This is a genomic window from Geminisphaera colitermitum TAV2, assembly GCF_000171235.2.
Taxonomy (GTDB): Bacteria; Verrucomicrobiota; Verrucomicrobiia; order Opitutales; family Opitutaceae; genus Geminisphaera; species Geminisphaera colitermitum.
On the sequence record NZ_ABEA03000157.1, the window covers coordinates 59,427 to 70,652 of the forward strand.

Sequence of the window (11,226 nt, forward strand, 5' to 3'; positions counted from 1 at the left end):
GCTTTACTTGTTGGCAGTGCAGGAAGCTGTGTCGGACCAAGGAAGAATCGAAAGAACCAGTTTAAGTTACCCGCCGCCGCCCCTTCCCCCCCCCCCACACACACATACACACACCTACCACGCACGCCGGCGGACTTTGGCAGGCGACTTTGGCAGGCGAGGCGTGTTGCCAAATGCGTTGCCCGCGCCCAGCGTGCGGGGTGTGAACGTTTCCTGGGATACTCTCAAACTCCTTTCCGACCCCACGCGGCTGCGCGTGCTCGCGCTGCTCTTGCGTGAAGAGCTTTCCGTGGCCGAGTTGCAGGAAATCCTCGGCATGGCGCAGTCGCGCATTTCGTCGCAACTGGCGCTGTTGCGTCAGGCGGAGGTCGTCACCGACCGGCGCGATGGAAAACGCGCCTATTACTCGTTGCAGGCGGACCTTGATCCGGGAGCGCGAACCTTGCTCGTTTCCGCGTGCGACACGGTGGAGGGGCTGCCGGAGATGCGAGAGGATCGCGCCAATCTGGAGCGGGTTTTGCAAAAACGGCGCGACCAGCAGGAGCAGTATTTCAACCGCATCGCCGGACGCCTCGGCAAAAATTACTGTCCGGGACGCTCGTGGGAGGCGATTGGACATCTGGCGTTGCGGCTTATTCCTGCCATCACGATCGCCGATCTCGGCGCGGGCGAAGGTCTCATCTCGCAACTCCTTGCGCGTCGCGCCCGCCAGGTGTGGTGCATCGACAATTCGCCGCGCATGGTGGAGGTGGGCACCGAACTGGCGGCGAAAAACGGTCTCGCCAACCTCACCTACAAACTCGGCGACATCGAGCGTGTGCCGTTGCCCGACGCGTCGGTTGATCTGGCGATTTTGAGCCAGGCGTTGCATCACGCGCAGCATCCGCAGCGGGCGGTGGCGGAGGCATGGCGCATTCTCAAGCCGGGCGGGCAACTGCATGTGCTCGACCTCAAGGAGCATTCATTCGAAAAGGCGCGCGAACTCTACGCCGATGTGTGGCTCGGTTTTAAGGAGACCGCGTTGCATGATTATCTGCGCAAGGCGGGGTTTCAGCAGGTGGATGTTTCACTGGTGTCGCGCGAGGAACAGGAGCCGTTTTTCGAGACGCTGCTGGCGAGCGGGACAAAATTTTAATCCGGAGGGGGGGGGGGGGGGAGACACTTGGCCCGACGTAATTCGACTTAACTCGATTTAAGACGGCGCGGGGCACCGTGGTGAATTTTTGGGATTTGTTTTTTTGTAACTTTGAAGGTTTCTGGAAGGAGCATGGCATTTCCCTTTTTCACCAAAAGTCCCGCTGGCATTCGGCAACGTTGCCACGAGGACAGCATGACCAAGCTGCGACTCAAATACGCGCCCTACTATCACGCGCCGGAGTGGCAGGAGGGCACGCGCATCCGGCTCGATGGCCGTGAAATGATCATGCTGGCGAGCAACGATTACCTGGGACTTTCCTGGCACCCCAAAGTCATCGAGGCCGCCCGCGACGCCCTGCTCAAATGGGGAACCAGCACCACGGGCGCGCGCGTCGCCAACGGGTCGCGCGCGTATCACCTCGCGCTGGAGGAAAAACTCGCCGCCTTCCTCGGACGCGAGGCGTGTCACATCCACGCGGCGGGTTATCTGTCATGCATGTCGGCAGTCGCGGCCTTCGCGCAAAAGGGCGACACCATCCTCGCGGACAAAAACATCCACTCCTGCCTTTGGGATGGCATCCGCCTGTCCACGGCGGCGGTCGAACGTTTCGCGCACAACAACCCCAACGACCTGAGCGAAGTCGCCGCGAGCGTCCCGGACGGGTCGCCCAAGATGCTGGTCATCGAGGGCGTGTATTCGATGGAGGGACACATTGCACGCGTGCCCGAGTTTCTCGAAGCGGTGCAACCCTATGACTGCTTCACCGTGCTCGACGACGCGCACGGGTTCGGCGTCCTCGGGCGCGAGGGACGCGGGACGGCGGACCATTTTGGCGTTAACGACCAAATCGACATTCTCTGCGGCAGTTTGTCCAAGGCGCTGGCGAGCACGGGCGGTTTTGTGGCCGGGTCGCGCGACCTGATCGAATACCTGCGTACCCACGGAAAACATACACTGTTCAGCGCCGCCATCAGCCCGGCGCAGGCGGCGGCAGCCTCGGCGGCGCTCGACGTCCTGCAAACCGAACCCGAGCACATGGAGCGGCTTTGGACAAATACGCGTCGCTACAAACAAATCCTCGCCGACCTCGCGCTCGACACATGGGACAGCGAGACGCCGGCAGTGCCGATTGTGCTCGGGAGCAAGGAACGCGCTTACGCGTTTTGGAGGGCGTTGCGGGAGCGCGGCGTGTTTAGCGTGATGTCGCTCGTGCCGGCCGTGCCGCCGGGCAAGGATCTGATTCGCACCGCGATTTCGGCCCGGCACACGGAAAAGCAACTGGAACAAATCGCCGACGCGATGGCTTACGCGAAGAAGCGGAGTTGAGCGGAGGGTGGATTTTTCTTCCGGGGATCGGATGGGGGCGGCACCGCTGCGCTCATCCGGAAAAACGGATGGGCGGCGCTTCGCGCCGTCGGCGGGTCGGGAGACCCGCCCTCCGTAGTTATTATGCGGCCCGCCGTTTTTTGCGCAGCATACCGCGTCCGCTCCACGCCAGAAGCAGGATGCTGGCCGTCACGGCCCAGACGGGCGCGCGGTGGGCGAGCGCGAAACCGAGAAGCGCCCCGGCCCCGGCCAGCACAAAAAAGTCGGCCAGACGGCTGGCGCCGGACTTCCATTGCGTGACGGCCAGAAGGACGGCGAGCACGCCGCCGCAGACGATGGATGTGAGCGCGAGGTTGGAGGCGAGAAGTTCGCGCCCGGCTTCGCGGCGCAACAAAAACGCGCCAAGCCAAAAGAGTAGTTGATTAAACACTACAAATCCGGCGCCCAGCCCGGCGAGCAGCGCGGGGGTGACGGGAAATTGATCGGAGCCCGCCGCCGGCAGGCGCGCAAGGAAGGCGCAGCCGGAGCAACAATAGCAAGGTCGCCCCGGCTCCACGCGGCGCACGCGCATGGGCAGTCCGCAGTGTGAACAGGTGAGGGATTGTGGTTTCATTTTGACGAGAGGAGAGGCGGGGGAGGGGGGGGGGGGGGGGGGGACGCGCTTTGCGCGAACGTTCAACGCTCAACGTCGAACGCCCAACATCGAAGTCCGAACCAGCGTCGGCGGGTGGCGGGAGCGTATGATCAAATTTGAGTTTTGCAGCGACGGCAGGGGGCGGGACTGGGGGGGAGGGGAGGGGGGGGGACACAAAGGAAGGTCAGTCGAGGATCGCGGTGTCGAGGTGCTGGATGATGAGTTCCTGGATGGTGGCGAGAAAGAGGTAGCACATAAACGCCTTGCGCACGGGCTCGTCGAGCGTGTCGGGGTCAATGCTGCCGCCCTCAAGATCCTCGTCGGTGAGACCGTCAAGAAAACGTTCGCGGAGCCGGAGCCGGACCGCCGAGCAAGCCTTGGCAATGACCTCGGCGTTGTCGCTGTCGAAGGCAACGATGCCGGTGGAGAAAAATTCGCTGTTGAACAGGGCAAGCAGGGTGCGCAGTTCCTCGCGTTGCTCGCCCTGCAATTCCTCGCGCCAGTCGTCGCGGAAAAGCGGGTCCACATCGTCGAGCGTGAGGCCGGCGGCGAGTTCCTGTTGCAGAGTGTCGGAGGCGGCCTTGATGACGTCGAGCAGGGGGGCGACGACGGTGAGGCTGAGTTTGACCTCGATGCGTTTCATGACGTGGGTTCGTCCGGTTCGATGCGGGCGTTGAGGTGCCACTGCTGGAGAGAGAAGGCGTAGTGCTCGGCCTTCTCGCGCAGGCCGGTCCAGACAATGGAGCGGCCTTCCTCGTGGACGGTCATCATGTGCTTGCGCGCGGTGTCTTCGTCGATGCCGAGCACTTTGCGAAGGACAAGGACGAGGTAGGACATGAGGTTGACCGGATCGTTGATGATGACGACGTGCCAGGGACCATCCGGGCTGGGATGGAGGTGCGTGCCCGCCGCCGGGTTTTCCTGCGGCGAGGCGGGCGGGTGGAATGGATGATTGTGGGTGTCGTCCGCCATGCCGGTTACGCCGTGGCCGTGGTGGGGGTGGCCGCTGTCGCTGCCGCCGCCGCCTGACGGACCGCTTCGGCGAGGTGCGTCTCCGCCTCGCCTACGGGGATCCTGGAAACCTCTTTTTTCGTGCGCCATTTGAGTTCGATGATGCCGTCTTTGATGCCTTTGCCTCCGACGGTAATGCGCAATGGAATACCAATCAAGTCAGCGTCCTTAAATTTCACCCCTGGTCTTTCGGTCCTGTCGTCAAGTAAAACATCGGCTCCGGCGCGTTCGGCGGCGGCGGCGAGTTTTTCCGCGAGGGCGGCAACGGTGGCGTCCTGCGGGTCGAGCACGGTGACGAGCACTTGGAAGGGCGCGCAGGCCCAGGGCCAGATGATGCCGTCGGCGTCGTGGCATTGCTCGATGATGGCCTGGAGGGTGCGGCTGATGCCGATGCCGTAGCAGCCCATGACCATGGGGTGCTGTTGTTTTTGGTCGTCGGTGTAGAGGGCGTTGAATTTTTCCGAGTATTTGGTGCCGAGTTTGAAGATGTGGCCGACTTCGATGCCGCGGCGCACTTGCAGGGGCTGGCCGGATACGGGGCAGGGTTCGCCGGGGCGCACGGTGCGGAAGTCGCCGAAGCGCGTGATGGCGAGGTCGCGGGTGACGTTGACGTGGCGCAGGTGGAAGCCGTCCTTGTTCGCACCGGTGGTGCCGTTGCCGATGAGGCGGATGGCGTGGTCGGCAAAGATGCCGGCGAGCGCGGCGGGGTTTTTGATGGTGCCTTTGACGGCACCGAGGCTGCCGGGGCGGGCACCGAGGACGGGTTCGATTTCCTCGGGCGTGGCGGGACGGGTGAGCGTGAAGCCGAGGGAGCCGAGCTTGGCTTCTTCGAGGTCGTCGCAACCGCGCAGGATCACGATGAAGGGTTTCCCGTCGCCGATGAAGACGAGGGTCTTGAATTGTTTGTCACCGGGAACTGAATACGGCTCGGCTTCGAGGTGGGCGATGGTGGTGACGCCGGGCGTGGCGAATTCGACGGGCGCGGGGGCTTCGGGGGGGGGGGGGGCAAATTCGGCGGGGACGAGGGCGCTGGTGGCTTTCTCGCGGTTGGCGGCGTAGCCGGCGTCGGAGTAGATGACGTCGTCGTCGCCGACTTCGGCGGGGACCATGAATTCGTGCGAGTAGCTGCCGCCCATGACGCCGGTGTCGGCTTCGACGGCGATGGCCTGGACGCCGAGGCGGGCGAAGAATTTTTCGTAGGCCGTCTTCATGGCGAAGTAGGCTTTGACGGCGGAGTCGTCGTCCACGTCGAAGGAGTAGGCGTCCATCATGACGAATTCGCGGGCGCGCATGAGGCCGTAACGGGGGCGGATTTCGTTACGGAATTTGGTGGCGATTTGATAAAAGTTTTTCGGGAGGTCGCGGTAGCTGCTGATCTCGGATTTGACGAGCGGGGTGATGATTTCCTCGTGCGTGGGGCCGAGGACAAATTCGGGGTCGCGGGGGGCGCGCTTGCCGTCGCCGGCGCTGTCGGCGCGGAACATGATTTCACGGGCGGCGGCCCAGCGGGGGCCTTGTTCCCAGAGTTCGGCGGGGTGGAGGTGGGGCATCCAGAGTTCGATGCCGCCGCCGGCGTCGATTTCTTCGCGGCAGATTTGCGAGATTTTGTGCAGGGCGCGCAGGCCGAGCGGCATGAAGGTGTAGAGGCCGCCGCTGAGTTTGCGGACGAGGCCGGCGCGCACGAGGAGCTTGTGCGAGGCGATCTCGGCGTCGGCGGGACTTTCCTTGAGTGTCGGGATGAAGTATTGGGACCAGCGTTTCATGGAAAATTAAGAATTAAGAATTAAGAATTAAGAATTGGGACAGCATTTTCGCAGTCGGCGAACGCGGTTGCCGGTGCCGCCGGCCATTTTTAATTCTAAAGTGTGGTTCTAAAAATCAGAAATTACACAGAGATCACAGAGAAGGCACAGAGTTTAGGGAGGACAAAACGACTTTGCTCCTTTTTCCGTAAAAAATATTATTTTATTTATTTATAATAAATGAATTACAGAGACATTCATTCGCGAGGAAAATATCCTTCCACCGGACAGGCCTCCCAAAACTCTGTGCCTCCTCTGTGTCCTCTGTGTAATTTTTAGAAGTTCCCTTAATTCTTAATTAACTAAAATCAGGCCCATTCGGGCGGGTTCTGGAGGTGGGGTTTGAGGACGCCGATGCAGGGAAGATTGCGGTAGCGCTCGGCGAAATCGAGGCCGTAGCCGACAACAAATTTGTCGGGGATCTGGAAGCCCACGAAGTCGGCCTCGAACTCGACTTCGCGGCGGCCGCGTTTGTCGAGGAGCACGCAGGTGCGCACGCTGGCGGGGTCGAGCTTGCGGATCATGTTGACGACGACGGAGAGGGTTTTGCCGGTGTCGAGGATGTCGTCGATGATGAGGACGTGGCGGTTGGCGATGTCGAGGCTGAGGTTGCCGAGGATGCGGGGTTTGCCGGTGGACTTGGTTTCGTTGCGGTAGCTGGAGATGCGCACGCAGTCGAGGCGGATGGGGTTGGGGATGTGGCGGAGGAGGTCGGCGGTGAAGAAGATGGCCCCGTTGATGAGGGCGACGACCGTGATTTCTTCGTCGCCGTAGAGGGAGCAAATCTCGGAACCGAGTTTGCGGAGTCGTTTTTTGATGTTGGTCTCGGCGACGAGCACGGATTCGAGGTCGGCGTGAACAGCAGTGGTGCGGGCTGGCATGAGTGGAAAGGGGGTGACGCTAGAGGGCGGGGGACGGCGGGCAAGTGTTGATCGAGGGAATTCGTCGGGGGGGGGGGGGGGAGGGGCGGGGCGCTTTGCGCCGAACGTCCAACATCCAACGTCGAACATCCAACATCCAATGCGGTGGATGAAATGTTAGAAGGGGGGAGGGAGAGTTTCGGGAAACTTGAGCGTTGAGCGTTGGGCGTTGAAGGTTGAGCGTTTCGGGCCACCGGCCCGTCCGTCCGTCCAGCTTCGCATGATCTCGATCCGCATCCAGAATCTCACCAAACGCTTCGGCTCCACCGTGGCTCTCGACGATCTCTCGCTCACAATCGAGCCGGGGGAATTGTTTTTCCTGCTGGGCGCGAGCGGGTGCGGCAAGACGACGTTGTTGCGCAGTCTGGCGGGATTCGTGACGCCGGAGGCGGGGCGCATCCTTTTCGGCGCGGACGAGGTGACCAAGCTCCCTCCGCACCGGCGCAACACCGGCATGGTTTTTCAGAGTTACGCCTTGTGGCCGCATCTGACCGTGGCGGGCAACGTCGCCTTTGGTCTGGAGGAGCGCAAAGTGCCGCGCCCTGAGATCAGGCGGCGCGTGGACGAAGCGCTGGCCTCCGTGCGCATGTCGGCCTATGCGGACCGCAAGCCCAACCAGCTCTCCGGCGGGCAACAACAGCGGGTGGCGCTGGCGCGCGCGCTCGTGGTGCATCCGAGTTGCCTCCTGCTCGACGAACCGCTCTCCAATCTCGACGCCAAGCTGCGCCTGGAGATGCGCGCGGAGATCCGGCGCGTGTGCAAGGAATTCAAACTCACCACGGTCTATGTGACGCACGACCAGAAGGAAGCGCTGTCGGTGGCCGACCGCATGGCGATTCTGGAGGCGGGGCGGGTGTTGCAGGTGGGCACGCCGGCCGAGGTTTACCGGCGTCCCGTGTGCAAGGCGGCGGCGCATTTTATTGGCGAAACGGATTTTATTGACGGGCGCGTGGCGGGCATCGGCGGTGGCGCGGACGGCACGGTTTTGGTGGACACGCCGCTCGGACGTTTCGAGGGCGTGGCGGGCGATCCGTCGGCGGGGGGGGGGGGGGGAGGGGCGATCCGTGAAGGGGCGGCGGTGACGCTGTCCATTCGTCCGGAGGCGTGGGTGCTGCGCGACACGGCGGCGGCTTCGGGAGTGAACTCCGTGGCGGGCCGGATCGGCGGCTGCGTTTATCTCGGCGAAGTGGCGCAATACAACTTCGTCACGCAACGCGACGGAGCGGCGGGCAACGTGCTCAAAATCTACGAACTCAACCCCCGTCACTTCGTCGGCGGCGCGTCGCATGCAGGCGGTCAGCTCCACGCGCACGTCGCGCCGGAGGACGTGGTGGTGTTGACCCGTTGATCGTATGTTCACCCTTCGCAACGGCATCATCCTCGCCATCATCGCCGCGATTGTGGCGCTGCCTTTCGTGTTGCGCCCGGCGCGTAACGCGGGGGGGGCGGCGGATGGCGGGAAGAGGGCGGCGCGTGTGGATGACACGCTCGTCATCATCACGCCGCACAACGAAGTCATCCGGCAGGAATTTCAGGCCGGGTTCGTGCGCTGGTGGCGCGAGCGCACCGGGCGCACGGTGTACCTCGACTGGCGCAACATCGGCGGGGCGAGCGAGATTGCCCGGTATCTGGAGGGCGAATACACCGCCGCCTTCCGCAACCACTGGGTCAATACCCTTGGGCGTCCCTGGAGTTTTACGGTGCAGTCGGCTTTCGCCAATGGACGCCTGCCCGCCGACGCGTCGCCGGAGGCGAAGGAGGCGCGCGCGGCCTTCCTTGCCTCGAACGCCGGGTGCGGCATCGATCTGTTTTTTGGCGGCGGCGCGTATGACTTCGTCGTGCAGGACCGCGCCGGACGGCTGGTGGACAATGGCGTGATGACGCTCCATCCCGACTGGTTTGGGGATGGGGAGGCGGCGGTGATTCCGAGGCGTCACGCGGGCGACGATTACCGGGGCGATGGCGGGCGTTGGTATGGCACGGTCCTGAGTGCGTTTGGCATTGTTTACAATCGCGTCTCGCTCGCCCGCATCGGACTGCCCGAACCGCGCCAATGGACAGACCTCGCCGACCCGCGCTACATGGGCGAAGTGGCGCTGGCCGATCCCACCAAAAGCGGTTCGATCAACAAGGCGTTCGAAAATGTGATCCAGCAACAAATGCAGCGTCGCGTCGCCGCTGTCGGAGGCGGGGTAATTACGGAGGGCGGGTCTCCCGACCCGCCGACGGCGCGAAGCGCCGCAATTCCGGATGGCGCGGCTGCGCCGCGTCTGGCGGGTCGGGAGACCCGCCCTCCAAAGGTTGCCGAAGGCTGGGCGGACGGACTGCGCCTCATCCAGCGCATCGCGGCCAATTCCCGCTACTTCACCGACAGCGCGCAAAAGGTTCCCATCGACGTCGCGGCGGGCAATTGCGCGGCGGGCATGTGCATTGATTTTTACGGACGCCAGCAGGCCGAGGCTCTGTTGCGGCGCGGCGGCAGCGACCGGCTCGCCTATGTGTCACCCGAGGGCGGCACTTCCTACTCCGTCGATCCCATCGGACTGCTGCGCGGCGCGCCCAATCCCGAGGTGGCGCGCGCGTTCATCGAGTATGTCTTGAGCATGGACGGGCAGCGCCTCTGGGACCAGCGCCCCGGCACGCCGGGAGGCCCGGAACGCTTCGCGTTGCGCCGCCTCCCCGTGCGCCGGGATTTTTATGCGCTGCCGGGCATCGATGCCCTGCGCAGCGACCCGGAGGAACGTCCCTATGAGGTGGCCGAGCCGCTGATTTATCATCCTGAGTGGACGGGCATGTTGTTCAACGAACTGCGGTTCATCATCCGTGCCCTGTGCATCGATTCGCACGCCGAACTGGTGTCCGCCTGGCGCGCGATCCATGCGGCGCGTGCGTCCGGCGACCCTGCTGCCGTGGCCCGTGCGGATGCGGCGCTGGCGGTCATGCAGGACGTGAGCGCGGTGGACTACGCCGCGTCGTTGGGCCGGATCAAGACCGCGCTCGGCGCGAAGGACAAAGCCGAGGAAATCCGTCTGGCCGCCCAACTAAGCGCGCATTTTCGTTCCCAGTATCGTCGCGCGGCGGAATTGGCGGGCGGCGGATAATCCGCCGTTCCTTTCCGCTCCGCGCACCCGTGTTGCCCCTGCCTTTTTTTGGGCTTTTCTCGCGGCTTCCGGCTCAATCCTTCCACGGCGACGCGGCTTTCACGACCTTACTTGAAACGCCGACGGGCCAAGACCAGACCGAACACGAGCAGGCCAATCACCACACCCCAAGTCGCAGGCTCGGGAACCGCTGCGGTCGGAAGCGTGCTAAAACTGAAATATTGTGTCTCAGAATATTCAGCATCAATCGTGCCCGCCACGAAGTAATCCGTCTCGTCTGGAGACGTTCCTTGGGCGAACATATTCAAAGTGCCCGAAATCAGGTAAGAAACTTCCACTTGGTAATTATGGTCGGCAATGAGGGATATGCCGCTCAGATCGATCACCGGATTCATGAGGTTACCCACCCTCCCTAAATAATACTCATTGTAGTTCTCATCGTAAATACGCACGGAAATGTCGCGCACGTCGCCATAAGCATAATCGAAGGACAACGAAAGCGAAGTCGTGGTGAGCGCAATGGGTTCGCTCTCCGTCCATCCCGCACTGAGATACATCTCCGGGTTGGCGTCTCCCTCCGCGTACACATAGTCAAAGGTAACATTCTGGCCCCCAACGGTCATGCTCCACGAGGAAGCTAGATCATAAAAACCGCTGCCCCACGGATACATTCCCGTCGCGCTGAGTCCGGTCCGACTATCAACCGTCAGAACAAACCCACCGCCGTCAGCGAGCTGAAGCGTTACCTCATCCATGGTGTTGAAGGAGGTGTAGTCCTGCGATGTATTGTGCCAGCCATTCATGTAATGTAGGGCAAACGCCACATCCTGAGCCTGAGACACACTCAGTCCGCAGCAAATGAAGGCTGCGACAGAAAGCAGCAGTTTTTTGCCGATGGCATGGCCGGAGCGCTGGTTCTTCGGAAACAGAGTGACTGGAGTCGGTTGATCGCGTGCGATGAATTTCATAATTTTTAGTTAAGAAACCTTACACCCCGCCGCGCCTATCCGATAGTCGGGTAAACGCTGTATTTTTTGGCATTTACCTAAAACGCGCAGGTTCTTCGACGTTTTCAGTGGAGACTCGATAAGTTGATATAGCGGGAGGTGGCGCGGTAGCGCCCGTAGCGCAGGCATCTTGCCTGCCATCTAAATTGATTGCGCGAAGCGCGGTGACATCGGTTTGTCACGTAGTTCGGTGCTTTATTGCCAATCCGAACCGTGCGACTCACGAATACGCAGAGGTAACGGTTCGGGCTAAAGCTCCGAACTACGTCAAGGCAAGCGGCGCTTCG

At 62.3% G+C, this 11,226-nt stretch carries 10 protein-coding genes; 4 read left to right on the forward strand and 6 right to left on the reverse strand.

The window, feature by feature from the left end; translation table 11 throughout:
• Positions 1-202: 202 nt before the first annotated feature.
• Positions 203-1,135: an ArsR/SmtB family transcription factor gene (locus OBACDRAFT_RS17585; RefSeq protein ID WP_043587947.1), complete on the forward strand. Its 933-nt coding sequence runs from the start codon at positions 203-205 to the stop codon at positions 1,133-1,135.
• 195 nt (positions 1,136-1,330) lie between these two features.
• On the forward strand, positions 1,331-2,464 hold the full coding sequence (locus OBACDRAFT_RS17590; protein WP_232767334.1) for an aminotransferase class I/II-fold pyridoxal phosphate-dependent enzyme: 1,134 nt from the start codon (positions 1,331-1,333) through the stop codon (positions 2,462-2,464).
• A 121-nt stretch (positions 2,465-2,585) separates the two neighbouring features.
• Here the strand turns inward: OBACDRAFT_RS17590 and OBACDRAFT_RS17595 are convergent, their stop codons facing one another.
• The 5 genes from OBACDRAFT_RS17595 to hpt form a co-directional block, all read right to left on the reverse strand.
• Positions 2,586-3,077, reverse strand: coding sequence for a recombinase zinc ribbon domain-containing protein (locus OBACDRAFT_RS17595; protein ID WP_043587949.1), 492 nt, complete (start codon positions 3,075-3,077; stop codon positions 2,586-2,588).
• Between the two features lie 205 nt (positions 3,078-3,282).
• The gene (locus OBACDRAFT_RS17600; protein ID WP_043587908.1) at positions 3,283-3,741 is read right to left on the reverse strand and encodes a DUF2017 family protein; all 459 of its coding nucleotides are present in this window, start codon (positions 3,739-3,741) and stop codon (positions 3,283-3,285) included.
• A complete protein-coding gene (locus OBACDRAFT_RS17605) occupies positions 3,738-4,070 on the reverse strand; it encodes an ATP-dependent Clp protease adaptor ClpS (RefSeq protein WP_043587910.1) in 333 nt (110 codons plus the stop codon). Before OBACDRAFT_RS17605 ends, OBACDRAFT_RS17600 begins: the two co-directional genes overlap by 4 nt.
• Before the next feature lie 5 nt (positions 4,071-4,075).
• Complete coding sequence (locus tag OBACDRAFT_RS17610; RefSeq protein WP_043587911.1) at positions 4,076-5,872, reverse strand: proline--tRNA ligase; 1,797 nt, start codon at positions 5,870-5,872, stop codon at positions 4,076-4,078.
• 347 nt (positions 5,873-6,219) lie between these two features.
• The gene (gene hpt, locus OBACDRAFT_RS17615) at positions 6,220-6,792 is read right to left on the reverse strand and encodes a hypoxanthine phosphoribosyltransferase (protein ID WP_043587951.1); all 573 of its coding nucleotides are present in this window, start codon (positions 6,790-6,792) and stop codon (positions 6,220-6,222) included.
• Positions 6,793-7,051: 259 nt separating this feature from the next.
• Between hpt and OBACDRAFT_RS17620 the strand changes: the two genes are divergently transcribed.
• Together OBACDRAFT_RS17620 and OBACDRAFT_RS17625 are read left to right on the forward strand one after the other, a co-directional pair.
• A complete protein-coding gene (locus tag OBACDRAFT_RS17620) occupies positions 7,052-8,179 on the forward strand; it encodes an ABC transporter ATP-binding protein (RefSeq protein WP_043587913.1) in 1,128 nt (375 codons plus the stop codon).
• A gap of 4 nt (positions 8,180-8,183) precedes the next feature.
• Positions 8,184-9,932, forward strand: coding sequence for an ABC transporter substrate-binding protein (locus tag OBACDRAFT_RS17625; protein WP_043587915.1), 1,749 nt, complete (start codon positions 8,184-8,186; stop codon positions 9,930-9,932).
• Between the two features lie 107 nt (positions 9,933-10,039).
• On the opposite strand, the gene OBACDRAFT_RS17630 is transcribed toward OBACDRAFT_RS17625, so the two are convergent.
• The gene (locus OBACDRAFT_RS17630; protein WP_043587917.1) at positions 10,040-10,900 is read right to left on the reverse strand and encodes a PEP-CTERM sorting domain-containing protein; all 861 of its coding nucleotides are present in this window, start codon (positions 10,898-10,900) and stop codon (positions 10,040-10,042) included.
• Positions 10,901-11,226: the final 326 nt, after the last annotated feature.

Bases quoted from the DNA above. Each gene is read 5' to 3' on its own strand.
- OBACDRAFT_RS17590 (WP_232767334.1), top strand. From the start codon at position 1,331: ATGACCAAGCTGCGACTCAAATACGCGCCCTACTATCACGCGCCGGAG.
- OBACDRAFT_RS17595 (WP_043587949.1), bottom strand. From the start codon at position 3,077: ATGAAACCACAATCCCTCACCTGTTCACACTGCGGACTGCCCATGCGC.
- OBACDRAFT_RS17600 (WP_043587908.1), bottom strand. From the start codon at position 3,741: ATGAAACGCATCGAGGTCAAACTCAGCCTCACCGTCGTCGCCCCCCTG.
- OBACDRAFT_RS17605 (WP_043587910.1), bottom strand. From the start codon at position 4,070: ATGGCGGACGACACCCACAATCATCCATTCCACCCGCCCGCCTCGCCG.
- OBACDRAFT_RS17610 (WP_043587911.1), bottom strand. From the start codon at position 5,872: ATGAAACGCTGGTCCCAATACTTCATCCCGACACTCAAGGAAAGTCCC.
- hpt (WP_043587951.1), bottom strand. From the start codon at position 6,792: ATGCCAGCCCGCACCACTGCTGTTCACGCCGACCTCGAATCCGTGCTC.
- OBACDRAFT_RS17620 (WP_043587913.1), top strand. From the start codon at position 7,052: ATGATCTCGATCCGCATCCAGAATCTCACCAAACGCTTCGGCTCCACC.
- OBACDRAFT_RS17625 (WP_043587915.1), top strand. From the start codon at position 8,184: ATGTTCACCCTTCGCAACGGCATCATCCTCGCCATCATCGCCGCGATT.
- OBACDRAFT_RS17630 (WP_043587917.1), bottom strand. From the start codon at position 10,900: ATGAAATTCATCGCACGCGATCAACCGACTCCAGTCACTCTGTTTCCG.